General features: G+C 62.2%; 19 protein-coding genes, 1 tRNA gene and 3 pseudogenes. 13 read left to right on the forward strand and 10 right to left on the reverse strand.

Translation table 11 applies throughout. The features are described from left to right. Positions 1 to 2: 2 nt before the first annotated feature. The 3 genes and pseudogenes from LB556_RS12020 to LB556_RS12030 all read left to right on the forward strand — a co-directional run bounded on the left by LB556_RS12020 (position 3) and on the right by LB556_RS12030 (position 3,103). The gene (locus tag LB556_RS12020; RefSeq protein WP_224567220.1) at positions 3 to 1,445 is read left to right on the forward strand and encodes a pyruvate dehydrogenase complex dihydrolipoamide acetyltransferase; all 1,443 of its coding nucleotides are present in this window, start codon (positions 3 to 5) and stop codon (positions 1,443 to 1,445) included. A 146-nt stretch (positions 1,446 to 1,591) separates the two neighbouring features. After that, positions 1,592 to 1,807: pseudogene (locus LB556_RS12025) on the forward strand (ABC transporter ATP-binding protein); the annotation flags it as partial. A 150-nt stretch (positions 1,808 to 1,957) separates the two neighbouring features. Beyond that, entirely contained in the window at positions 1,958 to 3,103 is a 1,146-nt protein-coding gene (locus LB556_RS12030) for a DUF930 domain-containing protein (protein WP_224567523.1), read from the forward strand. On the opposite strand, the pseudogene LB556_RS12035 reads toward LB556_RS12030, so the two are convergent. Continuing rightward, positions 3,084 to 3,323, reverse strand: a pseudogene (locus LB556_RS12035) (hypothetical protein); the annotation flags it as partial. The gene LB556_RS12030 and the pseudogene LB556_RS12035 sit on opposite strands and share 20 nt — an antisense overlap. 171 nt (positions 3,324 to 3,494) lie before the next feature. Between LB556_RS12035 and LB556_RS12040 the strand changes: the two are divergent. Further along, the gene (locus LB556_RS12040; RefSeq protein WP_224567222.1) at positions 3,495 to 4,553 is read left to right on the forward strand and encodes a DUF930 domain-containing protein; all 1,059 of its coding nucleotides are present in this window, start codon (positions 3,495 to 3,497) and stop codon (positions 4,551 to 4,553) included. Here the strand turns inward: LB556_RS12040 and LB556_RS12045 are convergent, their stop codons facing one another. Then, complete coding sequence (locus LB556_RS12045; RefSeq protein ID WP_224567224.1) at positions 4,554 to 5,228, reverse strand: HAD family hydrolase; 675 nt, start codon at positions 5,226 to 5,228, stop codon at positions 4,554 to 4,556. Between the two features lie 107 nt (positions 5,229 to 5,335). Beyond that, entirely contained in the window at positions 5,336 to 5,977 is a 642-nt protein-coding gene (locus LB556_RS12050) for a hypothetical protein (RefSeq protein ID WP_224567226.1), read from the reverse strand. 191 nt (positions 5,978 to 6,168) lie between these two features. On the opposite strand from LB556_RS12050, the gene LB556_RS12055 reads away from it, so the two are divergent. The 5 genes from LB556_RS12055 to ptsP all read left to right on the forward strand — a co-directional run bounded on the left by LB556_RS12055 (position 6,169) and on the right by ptsP (position 10,978). Further along, positions 6,169 to 6,606, forward strand: coding sequence for a transcriptional regulator GutM (locus LB556_RS12055; RefSeq protein ID WP_015315467.1), 438 nt, complete (start codon positions 6,169 to 6,171; stop codon positions 6,604 to 6,606). 53 nt (positions 6,607 to 6,659) lie between these two features. Beyond that, complete coding sequence (locus LB556_RS12060; RefSeq protein ID WP_224567228.1) at positions 6,660 to 7,427, forward strand: PTS glucitol/sorbitol transporter subunit IIC; 768 nt, start codon at positions 6,660 to 6,662, stop codon at positions 7,425 to 7,427. 16 nt (positions 7,428 to 7,443) lie between these two features. Further along, positions 7,444 to 8,442 (forward strand): PTS glucitol/sorbitol transporter subunit IIB, encoded by a 999-nt coding sequence (locus LB556_RS12065; RefSeq protein WP_224567231.1) that lies wholly within the window; start codon positions 7,444 to 7,446, stop codon positions 8,440 to 8,442. A gap of 26 nt (positions 8,443 to 8,468) precedes the next feature. Then, positions 8,469 to 8,849 (forward strand): PTS glucitol/sorbitol transporter subunit IIA, encoded by a 381-nt coding sequence (locus tag LB556_RS12070; RefSeq protein WP_224567233.1) that lies wholly within the window; start codon positions 8,469 to 8,471, stop codon positions 8,847 to 8,849. 152 nt (positions 8,850 to 9,001) lie between these two features. Then, positions 9,002 to 10,978, forward strand: coding sequence for a phosphoenolpyruvate--protein phosphotransferase (gene ptsP, locus LB556_RS12075; protein WP_224567236.1), 1,977 nt, complete (start codon positions 9,002 to 9,004; stop codon positions 10,976 to 10,978). Positions 10,979 to 11,012: 34 nt separating this feature from the next. On the opposite strand, the gene LB556_RS12080 is transcribed toward ptsP, so the two are convergent. Then, on the reverse strand, positions 11,013 to 11,804 hold the full coding sequence (locus tag LB556_RS12080) for a hypothetical protein (protein ID WP_224567239.1): 792 nt from the start codon (positions 11,802 to 11,804) through the stop codon (positions 11,013 to 11,015). A gap of 292 nt (positions 11,805 to 12,096) precedes the next feature. Here LB556_RS12080 and LB556_RS12085 point away from each other — a divergent pair, with 292 nt between their 5' ends. Continuing rightward, on the forward strand, positions 12,097 to 13,002 hold the full coding sequence (locus tag LB556_RS12085; protein WP_411908583.1) for a sugar-binding transcriptional regulator: 906 nt from the start codon (positions 12,097 to 12,099) through the stop codon (positions 13,000 to 13,002). 151 nt (positions 13,003 to 13,153) lie between these two features. Continuing rightward, positions 13,154 to 13,507 carry a cupin domain-containing protein gene (locus tag LB556_RS12090; protein WP_224567244.1) on the forward strand — a complete coding sequence of 118 codons (354 nt, stop codon included), beginning with the start codon at positions 13,154 to 13,156 and terminating at the stop codon, positions 13,505 to 13,507. 138 nt (positions 13,508 to 13,645) lie between these two features. Here the strand turns inward: LB556_RS12090 and LB556_RS12095 are convergent, their stop codons facing one another. From LB556_RS12095 to LB556_RS12110, 4 genes and pseudogenes are all read right to left on the reverse strand, one after another. Then, positions 13,646 to 14,227 (reverse strand): NAD(P)H-dependent oxidoreductase, encoded by a 582-nt coding sequence (locus LB556_RS12095; protein ID WP_224567247.1) that lies wholly within the window; start codon positions 14,225 to 14,227, stop codon positions 13,646 to 13,648. 268 nt (positions 14,228 to 14,495) lie between these two features. Beyond that, positions 14,496 to 15,200, reverse strand: coding sequence for a hypothetical protein (locus LB556_RS12100; protein WP_224567250.1), 705 nt, complete (start codon positions 15,198 to 15,200; stop codon positions 14,496 to 14,498). 73 nt (positions 15,201 to 15,273) lie between these two features. After that, positions 15,274 to 15,918 carry a HupE/UreJ family protein gene (locus LB556_RS12105; protein WP_224567253.1) on the reverse strand — a complete coding sequence of 215 codons (645 nt, stop codon included), beginning with the start codon at positions 15,916 to 15,918 and terminating at the stop codon, positions 15,274 to 15,276. Between the two features lie 321 nt (positions 15,919 to 16,239). Next, positions 16,240 to 16,537, reverse strand: a pseudogene (locus tag LB556_RS12110) (IS1 family transposase); the annotation flags it as partial. A gap of 291 nt (positions 16,538 to 16,828) precedes the next feature. Between LB556_RS12110 and LB556_RS12115 the strand changes: the two are divergent. Together LB556_RS12115 and LB556_RS12120 are read left to right on the forward strand one after the other, a co-directional pair. Next, positions 16,829 to 17,791, forward strand: a complete 963-nt coding sequence (locus LB556_RS12115; RefSeq protein ID WP_224567255.1) for a CobW family GTP-binding protein — start codon at positions 16,829 to 16,831, stop codon at positions 17,789 to 17,791. Between the two features lie 18 nt (positions 17,792 to 17,809). Further along, positions 17,810 to 18,145, forward strand: coding sequence for a nitrate reductase (locus LB556_RS12120; protein ID WP_224567258.1), 336 nt, complete (start codon positions 17,810 to 17,812; stop codon positions 18,143 to 18,145). Positions 18,146 to 18,322: 177 nt separating this feature from the next. On the opposite strand, the gene LB556_RS12125 is transcribed toward LB556_RS12120, so the two are convergent. Both LB556_RS12125 and LB556_RS12130 read right to left on the reverse strand, forming a co-directional pair. Further along, on the reverse strand, positions 18,323 to 18,745 hold the full coding sequence (locus tag LB556_RS12125; protein WP_224567260.1) for a hypothetical protein: 423 nt from the start codon (positions 18,743 to 18,745) through the stop codon (positions 18,323 to 18,325). A 642-nt stretch (positions 18,746 to 19,387) separates the two neighbouring features. Beyond that, a tRNA-Arg gene (locus LB556_RS12130) sits at positions 19,388 to 19,464 on the reverse strand. Positions 19,465 to 19,549: the final 85 nt, after the last annotated feature.

Raw genomic sequence — 19,549 nt, forward strand, 5'->3', positions numbered from 1 at the left:
ACATGCCGACCGAAGTCATTCTTCCCAAGGTCGACATGGACATGGCGACCGGGCAGATCTCGCGCTGGTTCGCGACCGAGGGCGCGATGGTCAAGAAGGGCGACGTGCTGTTCGAGATCGAGACCGACAAGGCGGCGATGGAGATCGACGCACCGGCCAGCGGCGTGCTTCGCGATGTCACCGGCAAGGAAGGCGTCGACATCCCGGTCGGCGCGCCGGTTGCCTGGATCTATGCCGATGGCGAGGCTTATGGGGCCAAGCAGGAGACGGCGCCAATCTCCCCTCTCGAGGGGGAGATGTCGACGAAGTCGGCAGAGGGGGTCGCCGCAGGAGGCACCTCCCTGGCGCCGAGCCCTGCTATTGCGCCAAGCCCAGTCGAACCGACCCCACCCGACCGGCCTCTGGCCGGCCACCCTCCCCTCGAGGGGGAGGGGAGAACCCGCGCCACACCTTTGGCCCGTCGTCTTGCTCGCGAGGCGGGTTTGAGCCTCTCCGCCATATCAGGCACGGGCCCCTATGGCCGCGTAACGAAGACAGATGTCGAAGCGGCGATCTCCTCCCCCCTTGAGGGGGAGGTGTCCGCGAAGCGGGCGGAGGGGGTCGCCGCAGAAGGCACCTCCCTAGCGCCGAGCCCGGTCGAACCGACCCCACCCGACCGGCCTCTGGCCGGCCACCCTCCCCTCAGGGGGGAGGGGGACGTGCTGAAGCTGTTCGAGCAGGGCTCCTACGACCTCGTTCCGCACGACGCCATGCGCAAGACCATCGCGCGGCGCCTCGTCGAGGCCAAGACCACCATCCCGCATTTCTACCTGACGCTCGATTGCGAACTCGACGCGCTGCTGGCGCTGCGTTCGCAGCTCAATGCGGCGGCACCGGTGAAGAAGACGGACAAGCAGTCAAATGGGGGCGAAGCACCCGCCTACAAGCTGTCGGTCAACGACATGGTGATCAAGGCGATGGCGATGGCGCTGAAGGCGGTGCCGGATGCCAATGCCTCCTGGACCGAGAGCGCCATGGTCAAGCACAGGCATGCCGATGTCGGCGTCGCCGTCTCGATCCCCGGCGGCCTGATCACACCGATCATTCGCCGTGCGGACGAAAAGACGCTGTCGACCATCTCCAATGAGATGAAGGACCTGGCCAGCCGTGCGCGCAGCCGCAAGCTGAAGCCGGAAGAATACCAGGGCGGCACCACGGCGGTGTCGAACCTCGGCATGTTCGGCATCAAGGACTTCGCCGCGGTGATCAATCCGCCGCATGCGACGATCCTGGCGGTCGGCGCCGGCGAGGAGCGGGCGGTGGTCAGGAATGGCGAGATCAAGATCGCGACAGTGATGTCGGTGACGCTGTCGACCGACCACCGCGCCGTCGACGGCGCGCTCGGTGCCGAATTGCTGGTCGCCTTCAAGAAGTTGATCGAAAACCCGATGGGCATGCTGGTGTAGCATCGTCCGCGCGGCCTTACATGCGGCCCGCCCGGATTCATCCGGCTGAACCTTACGCAAGGTCGCCGCGAGTGAGGCTCGTGGAACGATGGTTCCACGGCCTCCCCCTCGCGGCTTTCTAGCGTCGCCGCGCTTCTGGCGCGAGAAAAGCCGAGGCGATGGCGCTGGCCGATCGCATCGCGGTGATGGATCATGGGCGCCTGGCGCAGCTTGCGATCCCGCGCGAGCTGTTTCATCAGCCGGCAAACGAAATGGTCGCGTCCTTCATTGCGCATGGCACCCTGCTTTCGGCGGACGTGCTGACGGGCGAGCAAAGCGGCTATTGCAAGGTCCGGGTTCTCGGAAGCGAGCTGGTGGTCCGCTGATGCTGGACTTGCTCGGTGGCGTGAGTCGCGACTCGGTAATACAGGCCCGCGCGTGATCATCCAGATCACCAAGCTGTCAGCGGCCAAATTGCACCAATCCGATTCCTATGCTTGAAGCCGCCGCTATTTCATTCCACATCGGTCAGGATGAACGAGGCACGAGAACGGCATCGGAATCTTTTGTGGGGTATCCCCGCATCGCTGATCCTGCACGTGCTTGTCGCGGCGCTCCTAGTATATGGCGTGCCCCCACGTCCCCAACAGCCGCAGGAGGAACAGCCGGTCAATGTCGCGATCGTGCCTCCGCCCGATCAGCCAAAGCCGAAACCTGTTCCCCCACAGCCAAAGCCGCCCAAAGCCGAAGAGCCGCCGGAAACCAAGGTTGAAAAACCGCCCGAGCAGCCTAAGCCGGTGAACACTCCGGTTTTGAAGCGCGTTTTTCAATATGGCGAAAAAGATACCGGGCCTGAGAAATCTCTCGACGGCGGCAGCGCTCAAGTCAATGCACCGTTGCCGGCCAAGGATGAGGCCGCGAAGCCGCCAGTCGAACCGAAGCCCGCGCCGACCCAATCCGCTCCGCCTGCAGATCCCGAGCAGCAGGCAGCCTCCAACAAGGCCGACGAGAAGCCGGCAACCGCCGTGCCGGATGAAAAACCCGCTCAAAGCGAGGAAAAGCAGGCGATTGTGGACACCGACAGACAGCAAGCGGCGCCGCAAACCGGTGAAAAGCAAGCGGTCGCGGCGCCAAAGCCATTGGCTGCCGAGACCGGCGACAAGCCGGCGCCTCCATCCTCGGAAGAAAAGGCAAAGCCCAAACCCGCAAAGCCGATAAAGTTCAAATCCGCAACGGCCTTCAAAGCCCCAGGTGGGAAGGCGAGAAGGTCAAATCCCACCAACACCGAGGCTGCGGGATCGCCGATCTACTCCGGCCTTCCGGGCGTCAGAAAGCTTTACTCGCAAGGCGCAACCGGCAATGCGCTGGCCACAAGCTCCATGGACAACGTGCCGCGCGATCAGCGCGTTGCCAACCTTTGCGGCAACGTTCTGGACCAAGAATTGCAAAGTGCCGATTATTCGCCCAAATGGGTGCCAACCATTCCGCTGAAGCTGGGCAACGTCCTTAACCCTCCGCAGGCCGCCTTCAGCACCAGAACCCAATGGTACAGTCTGAACTTCCGGTGCGAGGTCGACGCCGATGCGACGAGGGTCCTGTCTTTCAACTTCCGTGTTGGGTCATTGATCCCGCCCGGCGAATGGGCCAGCCGTGGATTCACTAAGTATCCGCTAAATTAGGCCGGACGCTAGGTCGGGACAATTGCCGGCTAACTTCTTGCCCGTCGGGCGGACGAAATCGGCACCAGCCGCCGTCGGCCGCGCTGCATGCTCGGCATAGCTGTGGCCGCCGCCAGAGTAGCCGATTGCCGTCATACCGGCATCAACCGCGCCCTGAATGCCGAAAGGCGAGCCCGATGACGACGCAGTCAGCCGGCGGTCCCATCCTGGCGGCGGCGAACTGGCTCATCCCAAGCATTATGGCGATCGTAGCCGCTCGTTGAGTCGCTCAGCGCCTTGGTCGAGCTGCCCTGCGCGGAGTCATCCGGATCGCCAAGCTGTCAGCGGTTAAATTGCGTCAACGCAGTGCCCGTGCTTGAAGCCGCCGCGATTTCATTCCACATCGAGAGGGATGAAGGACGAAGCACGAGAACGGCGTCGGAATATGGTGTGGGGCATCCCCGCATCGCTGATCCTGCACGTGCTTATCGCGGCGATCCTGATATATGGCCTGCCAGTTCCCCCCCAACAGCCGCGGGAGGAGCAGCCGGTCAATGTCGCGCTCGTGCCTCCGCCCGATCAGCCAAAGCCGAAACCTGTTCCGCCGCCACCGGAACCAAAGGTAGAAAAGCCGCCTGAGCAGAAGGTGGAGAAACAGCTTCCGTCGGAAAAGCAGGCGCGGAACCCTCCGCCAGTCGAGGTCCTGAAACCTGTTTTTCAGTTCGGCGACAAGGATACGGGGCCGAGGAAATCCCTCGATGGGGCCAGCGCTCAAGACAGCTCGCCATCCCCGGCCAAGAATGACGCTCCGAAGCCGCCGGTCGAACCGACGCCCGCGGAAAACCAGCCCGCCACGCCGCCAGACTCCGAGCTGCCGGCAGATCCAGCCAAGGCCGACGAGAAGCCGGCAACCGTGCCGACTGAGGCGAAGCCCACACGGGATGCGGAAAGGCAGGCGGCGCTCGACGCCGCCAAGCAACAGGGTGCGGTGCCGGCGCCTTTGGCTGCCGACGGCGAGATCGAGCTTCCCCAATCAGCCGAACCGCCTAAGCCCAAACCCGCGAATGTGCCGAAGTCCAACCCCTCCAAGATCTCGAAGTCTGCATCGCAGCGCGACTCGGGCCTTCCGGGTGTTCGCAGCCTCTTCTCCCAGGGCGCTACCGGCGATGCGCTGGCCACGACTTCGATGGGTGGTTTGCCGCGCGGTCAGCGGGCAGCCCAACTTTGTGCCAGCGTGTTGCAGCAGCAATTGCTGGACGCCTCTTACTTTCCCGACCTGATCCCAACTGTTCCACTTAGAGCGGGCAATGTTGTTGACGGCTCGGATGTAGCCTTCCGCACGACAACCACTTGGTATCATTTGGGTTTCCGGTGCGAGGTTGACAGCAATGCGACGAGGGTCCTGTCCTTTGATTTCCGTGTGGGGCCAGTGATCCCGCGCGACCAATGGGCCCGCCTTAGGCTTTACTAGCTACGCCGGTACGCCAAGCCCCGACAACTGCCGGCTAACTTCACTCCAGTCGGCGCAGATGAAATCGGCGCCGGCCGCCGTCAGCCGCGCGGCATGCTCCGCGTAAGTATGTCCGCCACCGGTGTAGCCGATCGCCGTCATGCCGGCGGCGACCGCACCCTGGATGCCGAAAGGCGAATCCTCGATGACGATGCAGTCGGCCGGGTTGGCGCCCATCCTTGCGGCGGCGAACAGGAAAATGTCGGGCGCGGGCTTGCCATTCTTGACCATCGAGGAGCTGTAGATCGCATCGCCGAAGAAGCGTGCCAACCCGGTGACGGCCAAGCTGTGGTTTATGCGTTCGACCGAGGACGACGAGGCAACACAGCGGTCGCCCTCAAGCTTCTCCAGGAATGCGGCGATTCCTGGTGTCGGCTTCAATTCCTCGGTGAACAGCGCCTTGGTCTCGGCCCAGATGTCGCCGTCGGCGGCGGCGGGAAACTGATGGCCGGTCAATTCCTTGATCCTGACGATGATGTCGGATTGCTTCATGCCGACACACTGGGCGATGATGCCGCCGTGAACGCCCGGCATGCCATGCTTGTCGTAGACACGCTCATAGGCCTTGGCGGCCAGGGGCTCGCTGTCGACGAGAACGCCGTCGCAATCGAAAATGATCAGTCTTGACGGCGCCACGCGCTTCTCCCGGCCTCTGTCAGAATTGGCACATCGCTATCGATAAAAAGTCAAATGTTCAATAGCGAGTACTCTCGGCCTTACGCAACACAGCGATAGTGGCCAATTCAGAGCTGGCGCAAGACGTCGCTGGCGCGGGAGGATCCCAGCGCCCGTTGCATCGCCTGCCGCGACTGTGCGCGGTCGGGGGTGATCCAGTTCGGTTCCGCGCCCAGAAAGCGGTCGAGAAAAGCCACGGCATAGGCCGGCATTTCGGTGACATTCTCGCGATAGGACCACCAGGTGCGCAAGTCGTCGGCGCATTTGTCGATACTGGGTGCCGAACCGAACTCCTGCTCGTAGATGGCCGAAATCGCCGACACGCAGTAGTTGGTGTAGAGAAACCCTTCCGGCCAGAAGCGGATGATGTCCAGCGTGCCGGCATTCTGATCCGTTTCGATGAGCTGGGTAAGGCCGGAGATTTCTTTCGCCGGCGCCTGCTTGATAAGTTCGCGCAGCACGAGGCCGGCGGCAAAGACGATGAAATCGGCGCGATCGACCGCGGCGAAGCGCTTCTGCGCCTCCATGACCTCGACCCAGTCGAGAAAAGCCCGGGTCAGCTTCGCCTCGTCGATTTCGAAGCGTACGCCAAATGTGTCCGAAACCACCTTGGCGCTGCCGCGGAAAGTGGCGCGGAACCAGCGCAACTGCCGCAACCGGTGGCGCAGGTCGGGCATGAGGGCCAGTTCGTCCCTGAAGGGCAGTTCCATTTCATGCATCCCGTTTCGTGACAGGCTAGCACAGCCGTGCCGCCGCCGAAATCACGCGGCAGCCCTGTGGATGACCATTGCCGAGGTCAATATCATACATATTGACATTCGCGGAAACAAATGTTCTCACTTTGCTGTTGTCGCGCATCGGTTCAAGGTGCGGTTCAACGAAGACTCGGGAGGAGAACCGAATGGCGATCTGGCAGTGGGGACTGCTTCTGCTGGTTATTGTGTGGGCGTTGCAGTCGCTCGGCGTCTGGCTGCAGATGCGGCACTATTCGGATGTCTTCCGGGGCGTCACCGACCAGTACAAGGACGGCTTTGTCGGCGCCGGCAATTTTCGCGGCCGATTTGCCAAGGGAACCATCGCGCTGGTCGTGGTGACGCCTGACCTGATCGTGCGCCGCATGATGGTGATGAGCGGTCGTTCCGTGTTCACCAAATTCAAACGACATGAAGAATTCGAGGGTGTTCCCCTCGATCGACTCCGGTCCAACCCTGCGATCATGGGGGAGGGGGAACCCGGTGTGGCCGAGGCCGTGAAGCGGGCGATCGAACAGATCGACAAAGCACGGTCGGAGCCGGGGAAGAAGCCGGGCCTGGCCGGCTTGAACGTAGCAAGGGCATAGAGGAGGCCGTGCGCCGACCGGGATAAACCGGCGGGCCGGCATAAGGAGGAGAAATGTCTGTATTTTCGTTGTTGGCGCAGCATGCCGACATGGCCGTGCACAACTTGCACGTCGCGGGTGCCATGGTTTCGGATGCTGCATTGCATGGCAAGCTTGCCGTCGAGCATGCTTCCGATCATCTCGTAGTCCTGGCACAGGCGCAGACCGACAGTGCGCCGGTCACCGCCGATCAGTTGAAGGAACAGCTGAAAAACGTGCAGCAGGAGGAGCAGCTTGGCTGGCTGACTGCCGTCGGCAAATACTTCATCGGCATCTTCCAGAAGGGCGGCGAGGTTTTCGCCGGCTTCGTCACCGGCATCATCCCGACGCTTGTCGTGCTTATGACAGCCTTCTACGCCGTCACCGAACTGGTCGGCGAAGAGCGTGTCCACGGCCTGGCGCGTGGTGCTGGCCGCATCGCGCTGACCCGCTATACCGTGCTGCCGGTGCTGGCGGTGTTCTTCCTCACCAACCCGATGGCCTACACCTTCGGCTCGTTCCTGGAAGAAAAGCACAAGCCGGCCTTCTACGACGCGGCCGTGTCCTACGTGCATCCGCCGCTCGGCCTCTTCCCGCACATCAACCCTGGCGAATATTTCGTCTGGGGCGGCATGCTCGTGGCCTTGCTCGACCTTGAGAAGCGGGGTGTCATCGCCCCCGGTTACCACGTCAAGGTGGCGATCTGGTACGCGATCGTCGGCCTCGTCGTCATTCTGTTCAAAGGCATGCTGACCGAGCGCATCACCGCCATCATGGCACGCCGCCAGGGCGTCGAGCTGTAAGGGCGGGGAGGACATCATGGCCAAGACATACAAAGCCGTACGCATCTCCCGGGGCAAAACCGGTTGGGGTGGTCCGCTCGTGATCGAGCCGACCGAACAGCGCAGCAAGGTCGTTTCCGTCACCGGTGGTGGCATTCACCCGGTGGCGCAGCTCATCGCCGACATGACCGGCGCCGAGGCCGTCGACGGTTTCAAGGCGCCGCCGATCGAAAGCGAAATGGCTGTCGTCGTCGTCGATTGCGGCGGCACCGCACGATGCGGCGTCTATCCGCGCAAGCGTATCCCGACCGTCAACCTGACGCCGGTCGGACAGTCTGGGCCGCTCGCCCAGTTCATCACCGAGGATATCTACGTTTCGGGCGTCAAGCCGGCCGACATCACGATGGCTGACGGGTCCGAGGCGGTCACGACTGCAGGGGGAGCAGCATCGATGAATTCGACCAATAACACTGCGATGCCGAAGGCGCTGCCCAGCGAGGGTGGCCTGATCGGTTTCATCAGCACGATCGGCCGCGCCATGGGTCGTGTCGTCGGCATTTTCTTCAATGCCGGTCGCCGCACCATCGACCAGGTGGTCCGCAACGTGCTGCCGTTCATGGCCTTCGTGACCATGCTCATCGGCCTGATCCTGTACACCGGCATTGGTGATGTGCTGGCGCAGCCGATGGGTCCGCTGGCCAACAACATCGTCGGCCTGCTGATCATCTCGGCCATCTGCGGCCTGCCGTTCCTGTCCCCCATTCTCGGGCCAGGCGCGGTCATCGCGCAGGTCATCGGTGTCGCCATCATCGGCCCGCAGATCGCCAACGGCACGATTTCGCCGGCAATGGCGCTGCCGGCGCTGTTTGCCTACAACACCCAGGTGGGCTGCGACTTCGTCCCCGTCGGCCTGGCGCTCGGTGAAGCCAAGCCCAAGACGATCGAAATCGGCGTGCCGGCGGTTCTCATCAGCCGCCAGATCATGGGGCCGATCTCGGTGCTGATCGCCTGGATCGTCTCCCTGATCGTGTTCTAAACACCAGAAACAACGAGGTTCGCCATATGTCGGTTCTTCTCAAGACACGGGTCACGGCAATAGGACCCGAAGTGGCGGACCTCGCCGAGGGCGGCGTGGTCATCCTGTTCGCGGACGGCTCGCCACCGGAGCTCGCCGAGGTCTCCGTGCTCCACAAGATGGAGCTCGGGCCCAGCGACGGCGCGCCTGAAAAGGGCGCGTCGATCACCCTTGGCCCGGTTTCTGCGGTCATAACCGCCGTCGGCTCCAGCGCCTGGAGCAAGGTCCTCGAAATGGGCCACGTCGTCATCTCGTTCAATGGCGCCGCCGAGGCCGAAAGGCCGGGTGAGATCTGCGCATCGCAGGTCGATACGCAAGCCCTCGTGGCGGCGCTGAAGACAGACGCGATCATCACCATCGCCGCCTGAAAGCATTCGCGCCGCGACCCGTCTGGTCTTGGCGCTGAAGCAATTTCCGGGAAAAATGTGAAGCGGCTTTTCCGTCCGGAATTGCGTTAAAACAAAGAGTTGGAGCGGTTCGCCATGAGACGACGAACTGCCGGAAAAGCAGAGTATTTGCCATGGAACGCTCGACCATCGTCAGAGTGCATGAAGGCTTGCACGCCCGTCCCGCCACGCGCTTCGTCAAGCTCGCCAAGGGTTTCGAATCCGACGTCGAACTGGTCAAGGACGGCAAGGCCGTCAGCGCCAAGAGCTCCGTCAAGCTGATGTTGCTCGCGGTCAAGGAAAACCAGGAAGTCACCGTGCGGGCGAACGGCGCCGACGCCATCGAAGCGATCGAGGCGCTGATCGGCTATCTTGAGAACCCCAAGGCGGGTCTCGACGACGAAGAAATCCACGCCCCGGCGAATGACGCAAGCAAGGCAGCGGCACCCGAGCCTCAATCCACGTCGACCGTATCTGACCAGGCAAACGGTTTGCGCGGTGTCGCCGCAAGCGAGGGCGTTGCCATCGGACCCGCCTTCGCACATTTTCCGCCTGACATTGCCGGACAGGGCCGGATGCTGCAGGCCGATGAGATCGCCGGCGAGATCGAGAGATTTCGCGCCGCCGTCGCCGCCGTCCAGGTCCGCATGGACAAGGTTTTGGCGCAGGACAATCTGTCGGCCGGTGACCGGGGTATCGTCGCTGCCCTTCGCGACATTGCCGCCGACGACAGCCTGACCAGCGAGGCCGAAGAGGCGATCAAGGGCGGCAATGACGCGGTCTCGGCCACGATCACCGCCGCTTCCACCATTGCCGCCGATTTCAGCGCCGTCGACGATCACTATCTCAATGCACGGGCGGACGATGTCCATGCGGTCGGGCGGCAGATCTGCCTGGTGCTGCTGGGGCAAGACGACGTCAGCCTCGAAAATATTCCGCAGGGTGCGATCCTGATCGCCGACGACATCGGCGCCTGGGATCTGGCGCGCGCGCCGCTGAAACGCATCGGCGGCGTGGTGTGCGGCCATGGCGGCGCCACCTCGCATATCGCCATCATCGCCCGTTCGCACGGCATTCCGGCGGTGCTGGGCCTCGGCGACCGGATCAATACCTTGCGCACCGCGCAAGAGGTGGCGCTCGACGGCAATAGCGGGCAGGTGATCATCGACCCCGATGCGGCGACGCGCGCCGATTTCGCCGGCCGTGTCGAAGCGGCGGCGAAGGAACGTGCCAGCCTGACCGCCTTCAAGACGGTGACGCCGAAGCTGGCGGACGGCAGGATTATCGAGGTCGCGGCCAATATCGGGTCGCTGGAGGAGATCGAGGCGGCGCAGGAGGCTGGCGCCATGGGTGTCGGCTTGTTCCGCACCGAGCTTCTGTTCATGCGCCACATGCACCTGCCGTCGGAAGACATGCAGGCCGAGACTTATGCGGCGCTGGCCAAGGCCTTCGCGCCCTATCCGGTCATCGTGCGCACGCTCGACATCGGCGGCGACAAGCCGATTGCCGGGATCGAGTTTCCCGATGAGGAAAATCCGTTCCTGGGGTGGCGCGGTATCCGCATGTGCCTCGACCGCCCCGATATCTTCAAGCGCCAACTCAGGGCGTTGCTCAGGGCTGCCGTACACGGCAACATAAAAGTGATGCTGCCGATGGTGTCCGATCTTGGCGAGGTGCGGCAGACGCGCGTTCTTGTCGATGAATGCGCCGCCGAACTCAAGGCCGAAGGCGTGCCGCACGCGACGTTCGATCTCGGCGTGATGATCGAGACCCCGGCCGCGGTGCTGATCGCGCCGGCACTGGCCAAGGAAGTGGCTTTCTTCTCGATCGGCACCAACGACCTGACCCAGTACATCATGGCCGCCGACAGGCTAAACCCGACCGTTGCGAAGCTCAACGATGTTACCAATCCGGCCGTCATGTCGGCGATCGAGCTGACAGCCAGGGCCGGCGTCGCCGCCGGCATCATGGTTGGCATGTGTGGCGAGGCTGCGGGCCGACCGGATCTCATTCCGGCTTTCCTGGAGATGGGTCTGACCGAACTTTCGATGAGTCCGGCCTCGATCCAACGCGCCAAGAAGGCGATCACGGCCATGGTGGCCGGGACGTAACCCCGCGCGGCCGCTTTGAACGCGCTGGGAGGCCTTACGGCAAATGCGCAAGCAAGGTGGCGAAGACAGGGGTCAGTTCATCGACCGGGTTCGCCTTGGCGCAGGCCTGGACGATGCGCTCGCGGCGGATGTCGGCGGCCAGGATCGCGATCTCCAGCATGTCGGGCTCCGGCGCGCCGTCGCGGCCGGTTGTCGCCAGGCCGCAGGCGAGCACGACCGGCGCCAGGCAGCTTGCGTCGAGCGCCCTGTCGCCGACCGCTTCCGGGGCGTCACCAAAACGGATCGGGCGCTGGCCGAGGCATTCGACGAGCAACGCCGAACACGTCGCCGCGATCGCCTGCAGTCCGGCACCGGGCGCGGCGAGGGCGGCCAGCAGGTCGCCATGGCGCTTTCGCATGGCTACGTGGACCGCGGCGAACCCGGCTTCATGGATACGGGCATGGTCGATCTTCAGCCCGGCAAGCACCGCCTTGGTCAGATAGTACATGTCGCGCCGGAACAGGCGCTCGGCGCTCAATTGCTGTTCTTCGTCCCCGGCCGGGAAATAGCTGCCCAGGCCTTTCACGGTCGTTCCGTCCACCCTTATGGGGCGTTCATGCGGAACGAAGGATTCGGCGATGGACAGCGCTTCGTCGACGGCGCTCGCGGCATGGCTGAGCAGGCCTTCGATGCCTCTGCCCGGAAACGGCGGCAGATGGCTGGTGGCTTCGCGCAGGACGCTTGCTTCGCCGCTGCCGTCATGACGGCTCTGGCGGATGATGTCGCGGACTTCCCGCAGCCGGTCCTTGAGGTTGACGCGGACGTCTTCGGAGATTTGTCGCAGCATCGCGGTTTGCCTCGAAAGTGCCGTGGGGCCACTCCAGCAAGGGGTCGGCCACGCACTCTACATTGTTCCTATCGATTGGTAGATCAATAGGCGATACTAGACCAGCATGCAGAATCGACGACGGCGCGCGTCCATCGCCGCGCGGGGGAGGAATGATTTGGCCAGGGGACGAGAAGCCGATGGAGGGCGGGCCGATGAAAGGCGGGCCAACGAGAGGGGGGCGGGCGCCGAAGCGGCCGAGCATGTCGTCAGCGAGAGCCGCACGGACCGCCTCCGAATCCGCGCCGCCTGGATGTATTTCGTCGAGCAGATGACGCAGAACGAGATCGCCGATGTGCTCGGCGTCGGCCGCGTCACCATCGTGCGCATGCTGGCGGAGGCGCGGTCGCGCAACGAGGTCAAGATCACCATCGAGAGCGAGCTTCTGGAGATCGTGCGGCTGGAACGCGCGCTCGAAAAGACCTTCGGGCTGCAGCAGGCGCTGGTGGCGCCGTTGACCGCAGCCAATGCCGACCCGATCCCGGCCATCGCCGCCAAGACCGGCATGTTCCTGTCGGACGCAATGAAATCCGGCATGCAGGTCGGCGTCGGCTGGGGCAACACGCTATTCCACACCTTGCCGTTCATCAGCGCCAAGTCACTGACGGATTTCAAGGTGATTTCGCTGCTTGGCGGCGTCGGCGTCGCGCGCCGGGTCAACCCGGCCGAGTTCGCCTGGCGCTTCGCCCAGATTTTTCAGGGCGACGGCTATCTGATGCCGACGCCGGCCGTCGTCGACAGCGTCGAGACCAAGATCGCGCTGATCGAACGCTGCGGCCTGCAGGAGGTTTTTGAGATGGCTGATTCGCTCGATGCCGTTCTGCTGAGTGTCGGCGGCATCGCTTCGGCAACCACCTTCTCGCGCGGCGGCTTTCTCAAGGAATCGGACCGCGAGGCGCTGCTGGCGCGCGGCGCCGTCGGCGATCTCCTGTTCCATTTCTACGACCGCAATGGCGATCTGGTCGACCATCCCGTCAACAACCATGTGATGTCGGTGGATGTCGACCGGCTGCGCAAGGCGCCGATCCGCATTCTGACTTCCGGCGGCGAAGAGAAGACGGAGGCGCTGCTCGGCGCCATGACGCTCGTCGCGCCGACGATCCTGATCACGGACGAGGAAAGCGCAAGGCGCATGCTGGACGCGGTCAGCGAAAGCTGAAGGACGAGTTCGTCTCGGCACGGCACAAGCCGTGGGCCTATCGTCGAGGCGGCATGTCTTGCGGCGTTGGCATTGCCCGTTGCCGACGCATCGGATATCTCACCGTCCAGGCAGATGACGCCAGCACAACGGACCAGACGGAGCCCCTGATATGACAGACCAGACGATCCTCAAATTCGGCCCCGTCGAGCACGCGGAAGCCGGCGATCTGCCCGGCTGGATCGCGGTCGAGGGCCAGCCGACCATGCAAACCGCCGTCCAGCACACGACTGCGGACGGCAAGGTGATATCGGGCACATGGCGGGCGTCGCCCGGCACCTATCATGCGACCTACACCGACTATGAGTTCGTGCACATGATCGCCGGCCGCATCATCATCACGCCCGACGGCGGCACGCCGGTCGAGGTTGGCCCCGGCGATGCCTTCGTGGTGGAAGCCGATTTCAAGGGCACCTGGAAGATCATCGAGCCAGTGACCAAACATTTTGTCGTCAGGGTTGGCTGAGTTAGGCTGATCGCGTTCCAGACATGGATTCGAGACCTGGGAAGCCCGTCATGGTTCGTCCTGGCGGGTTTCCGGTTGCCATATTGGCCCGTGGTCGGCGTTCAACGAGGTCATCCGGCCCGTCCCCAGACGATACGGTCAATCGCCTCGTCGTCCATGCTTGCGCATATCCTCGATCCAGCGCGCCCGCCTCGTTTGATCGGCATAGATGAGGCCATACAGGCTTTCGCGAATTGGTTTGATCCCGGCGAAGCTCAACATACTGCGCTCGAAAGCGCGCAGTCCGTAGGCGCCAAAATACCAACGATAGAGCAGCACCGGCATCCCCATGGTCACGACGATGCGAGCCGAACGGCCGGTGAGCAATCGCCTCGGGAAACGCTCCTTTCTGTACTCCATGGCAAATCCTGGCCTGAAGATGTGTTCGAGAAAGCCCTTGAATAGAGCCGGCATGGTTCCATGCCAGAGTGGAAACAGAACCACCCAGTGTTCCGACCAGCGCATGTCCTCCCGCGGCTGCACCAGAACCGGCGGCAACGCGCCGGTCTCGAAATCCACCTGCGTGCGCAGCAATGAAAACTCAAGCTTCCCGACCTCGACGCGGCGAACCTCATGCCCCGCAGCGGTTGCGGCTTCGGCATAGGCGTCGGCCATCGCGTGCAGCAGGTGATGCCCCGCCGGGTCCGGGTGGCCCTGGATGATTGCGATGCGCCTGGCCATTTGTCGCCTCCTGAAGCGGGCCATCCATAACGCGTTCCCTCGAGCGGTTTGTTGATCTTGCGCAAAGTCCGAAGGACGGAGTTCCTTCGACGTCCTTCGGAACCGGGGGCGAGTGGGAGCAAAATGTCGCCATGTCGCATTTAGCCTGAAACGCACGCCCCGCGAGAGCAGTGAGGCTTGTTCGCTGCCGGCCGAAAGCTCGAACACCTGAGTAGCTGGCCTGCTGCAGCTCGGCGGCCACGCGAAGGTTTCTGGGCTGCGATGCCGTTCACGGCATCAGCTTGTGTTCGCCCTGGTTCAAGGGATCGCGCGGCCGGGTAAATTGCTGAACGGGACGCTCGTAGCGGTATTTCCCAGTGGGCAATCCATCGGCTGGAGCAGCCGCCGATGGTTGGGGCAGGGGTGGTGGAGGCTTCGTGGCGATCGCCGTTCCTCCAAGGAGGAGCCCGATCGCGACCAGCCAACTGCCCAGGATGCGCGCGCCGATCATGAACCACGCAGGCGGGAAAATCCGCCCGATAAGGCCGACGGCGACTATGATCCAAAGGGCGATGATTGTCCCCGAGAGCGGTATTCGGAGATCGTTCAAAGTAGGGTCGGTGAGCTTTGTGACAACCGCCAGCAACGCGCCGATGAGACATGCTGCGACAGGGATCGTCCAAGTTCGGAAACGGCCAGAAGCAACAAGGACGACGCCGATTATCAGCATCGAAAGCGGCGCGGTGAGGAAAGCGTGAGTCGTCGCTCCCCGTACGCCGGCCATGACACCAAGGAATCGATCGTAGAGCAGAGCCCCGACCACCTCGCCCGACAAAAATGCCGCGAGTGTGAAAACGCCAAGCCTCAGGCTTATCAGAGCTGTTGCAAGGCCCAATCCGACCAGCGGCAAGACGCGTTCAGGAGAAAGGGCGCTGTTGAGGATCCACCAGGACGTCTGCGTCCTTTCGGTAGAGGTTGCAAGTACGCCGATCATGGCAACGCCGGCGACAGCTAAGACAGGCCCTGACCATCGTTGCAGGAGCTTGGCCGACCGCTTGGGATATGCTTCAGACGACAAGGAAATAAACGCCTCCCGCCGCGATCAATCCGCCCAGAGGCTGCGACAACCGTCCGCCGAAGGCCTTGCCCAGGAGAAGTCCGAATCCGATACCCAGCAAATGGATCAAGCCGGTGGCGATGACAAAGCCAATGGCATAATCGGCTGGATCAGCGGCATTCGGCAGTTCCGCGCCATGGGCGTATCCATGGCAAATGGCGAAAACCGCAATCATAAGCAACGCAACCCATTCCGCTGGACGCCAGGCGCAAGCGATGGCCAGCCCCAGGGCTACGATAGACAGCGCAATGCCAATCTCGACACCGGGCAGCGGCACTCCTGCTATTCCGGCGATCCCGCCCGCGACCATGATCAATGGGAACGCAACCGGCAGCGTCCAGATCGAACGTCCGCCGATCTGGGCGCCCCACAGGCCCACGGCAAACATAGCCAGGAAATGATCCAGTCCGGTCAGGGGATGTTCGAAGCCACTGCCAAACCCACCCGTCCCCGATTGAATGATATGCGCTTGCGCCATCGTGGAGCCGGCCGTCAGAGCTGTTGCTGTCGCCGCTACGCCACATGCAAGGTGGCCAAACCGGATTCGGCCACTGATCGACGGCAGCCCCGCTTTCTCTTCAAGAATCTGCACCACTCGCGAACCTGCCATGTTGCCAAACCGCCAAATTGGGTAGTGGGTCGGTTTGAAATTTGCCGCCTAAAACGCCGGTGTGATAGTACCAAGATTGGCGCCCCTCCCGCGACGTTGAGCGCCGGCAAGCCTGTCCCCGTAGCTGGGCCGATTTGGGCTTCGCGGCGCTCATCCAAGCACTGGTCAGAATTGTCCCCAATCTGGCGGCTCGAATAGACAGATCAACCCGAAGAGCGCAACCAACATTACCACGGCTACGACAACAGCGATTGTCGGCGCCCTGCTCATGGCAGCCAAGGTAGCAGCCATCGCCCGCCAGGCAACTCACGACATTGGCACGAGAAAAGCCCGTTGCAGCTGATGAGCGTAAGCGACGGGCTTCCTGCGATTTTCTCGGCGACTACGCCCCGGAGGGATCAGCGCGACGATGTCGCCAATCTCCCAAACGCTTGTCCGTCACGCCAGCAGCGATGGCCGGTGTAACCCGCAGCGTCTTATGGATGTGCACGAAATTGTAGTACAGCGCAACCGCGTGAGCGGGCGCTTCAATCTTCTTTGAGAAGCCGTTTGTCAGGCGAGTGAAGCGGCGCATATGCATCCGCATCGTCAGATTCCGGCGTTGCCAGGCAACGCCCGGAACGGAGTCGTGGCTCAAATCGATGCCGCGATGCCAGAACTCACCAGAATTGCCGGCATATCCCTGACCATGCTTGCTCCCTGTGGGCACGCACTGCCATTTACGGATTTCCCTCTTCGACCCCCGCCTTCAACGTCTCAAGACCGAACGAACCCGTCCTCCATGACGGAATAGCGACTCGATGACACCCGTCCAAACCTCGCATCTTTGTGCTTGATACGTTATACCATAACCGATTACAAGATTAAAAACCCACCCTCAACGGAGCCTTCCGCGATGCAGACCCAGACTCCCGTGACCGTGCTGACAGGCTATCTCGGCGCAGGCAAAACCACGCTGTTGAACCGCATTTTGTCCGAAAATCACGGGAAGAAATATGCCGTCATCGTCAACGAGTTCGGCGAGGTCGGCATCGACAACGACCTTATCGTCGACGCCGACGAAGAGGTGTTCGAGATGAACAATGGCTGTATCTGCTGTACGGTGCGCGGGGACCTGATCCGCATCATCGACAGCTTGATGCGCCGTCGCGACCGTTTCGACGCTATTTTGGTGGAAACGACCGGACTTGCCGACCCGGCGCCGGTCGCCCAGACGTTTTTCGTCGACGAGGACGTGCGTTCCAAGACCAGGCTCGATTCCATCGTGACCGTGGTCGACGCCAAGCATCTGCTCGGCGAGATAGACGAAGCGCACGAAGCCCAGGAGCAATTGGCATTCGCCGACACTGTGCTGCTGAACAAGACCGACCTCGTCTCTGCCGAAGACCTGGAGGAGGTCGAAAGCCGCATCCGGCGTATCAATCCCACCGTTTCCATCCACCGGACACAGCGTTGCGACGTCGACCTAGACAAGGTTCTCGGTCGCAATTCCTTCGACCTGGACCGTATCCTGGAAGTCGAGCCGGATTTCCTCGTCGAGTTCCACGAGCATGAGCACGATGACCATGTGACCAGCTTTGCGCTGGTCACCAGGGATCCGCTCGATGCGCGAAAATTCCTGCCATGGCTGCAGATGATCACCCAGAAGTTCGGCATGGATATGTTGCGCATGAAAGGCATTCTCGCCTTCAAGGAGGACGACGACCGCTTTGTGGTGCAGGCCGTCCATATGCTGCTCGAGGGCGATCATCAGCGGCCGTGGAAGGCCGATGAGGAACGGATCAGTCGTCTTGTCTTCATCGGCCGCAATCTGCCGAAGGACATCATCGAACGCGGCTTCATGGGTTGCCGGGCGTGACCTTTGATCACGAGAGGCTTGAAGCTGGTGAAATTCGTCAATCCGTTTGCGCCCAGGCGTGCGCCTTCATCATTGAATGCAGACAGGATCAAACAATGGATACGCAATGGGCTTGATCTGAAGGAAGAAGTCACAATCACCGTGACGGAGGTTCGCTGTCGCGAATCCGGCTGTCCTGACCTGGAAACAGTCATCAGCATATTCGAGGTGGAGCGGCCGATACGCTCCTTGCGCGTCGGCACGGCGGCGGCAATGATTGGCGAGCCCGACATCGTCCTCGCGCTGCAAATTGAGCAGCGGCTTTGCAACCAGAAGACGGGTTCACCCCAAAAGGTGAACGTCAAACAGCATTGAAGGCATGGATGGATCGAGGATCAAATTGAATGGAGCGCTGATGGCAAGAGGATGCGCCGCTGCGGCGGTAACGACTAGACGCAGCGGACGCAAATAGGTCCGGTCGAGCGATTTCGGCAGGTCAACTGAGGGGCGCTGGTTGCTGCGGCCATGAGACGGCCTGTCGACCCGCTTGTCTCAACCCCTAAACAGAGCCCTGAGCTTGGCAAGGACGCTGTCATTCATGGCGGCCCGCACACCAAGTGCGACCCATCCTGCCTTCATCGTCGCGCCGACATGACAATGGCAAACAATACGGTGCAATTGCCAGTTGGACAGTTCAAAAAAACGCCGCGCCGCGCCGTAGGTATCGTCTTGCAGGCCCTGCGCCCGCAGGATCGGATCTTCGAACGCGATGCTGATCGGCGATGCCAGGCAATGCGCTTCGTTGCGCTCCTTGGCGCTCATGTATTCGGTGCCTGGAAGGGCGCTCAGGCATCGTTCCGGTTGGCGTTCGAGGAGGTTTGCCCAGCGCTCCAGGCGCTGTTTGCGCGTCATTGTTGGAAATTCCGCGTTCACCTCTGCGACAACGTTCAGTTGTTCGAGTGTCTGATGTTTCATGGTCAAGCTCCTGTTGAGCCAGTTCTGTCCTCATTTTCCAGGATAACGACAGGCCCGGTCGCCATCGCTACGCCCCTGAACCCTGCTTTCTCGCCAAAGTTCCATGGTGTCGATAAATTGATGCCGCGATCAGTACTCGGGGATTTCCCTTGGCACTAAAAGGCTGTCGACGCCCGCATCGTCGGGCCGTCAGTTCTGGAAAGGGCAGGGTTCACCTTACCTCGGTAGCATATTGGTCAGGATGGCGAGCTCGACGAGCGAGCTGGTGTTTCGAGGGCGGTTGATCCCCAAAAATCGCAAACCGGTCCAGGCCTGTCTCAGCGGTGGAATTGATGTCGGTCGCTGCGGCCGGGTACGAGTGCGCCGGTGTAACGATGACTGCAATCGCGATCGGGTCCGAAACGGTCCCGGGCAGCAAACAAAAGCAGGGCTTTGGGAGCCTGTCGCTCAGGCGATGCTCGCTGGTGGCGAGACAGCGGTTTTTCCGCGAAACGAAACCCAGTTCGCGGAAATCTTGGGTGGGTAATCCTGATTACCGTGTTCCGAGAAGTTCCTCGACAAGGATTTGGCCTGTCGCCGACAGCAGAAGCCGCCGTACCGATCTGCAGAAAGGGTACGACCACATAAGCACCTTGAAATTGCTGGTGATCCCGACAGGAATCGAACCTGTGACCTACAGATTAGGAATCTGCCGCTCTATCCTACTGAGCTACGGGACCACGCGGCCCGAGACATAGCCGCTTCGGATCGTTTCGCCAAGAGGGCGGCCGCATGCAAATCGGCCGGCTCTTGGCGTCGCGGGCC

This window comes from Mesorhizobium sp. ES1-4 (genome assembly GCF_020164745.1).
GTDB lineage: Bacteria > Pseudomonadota > Alphaproteobacteria > Rhizobiales > Rhizobiaceae > Mesorhizobium.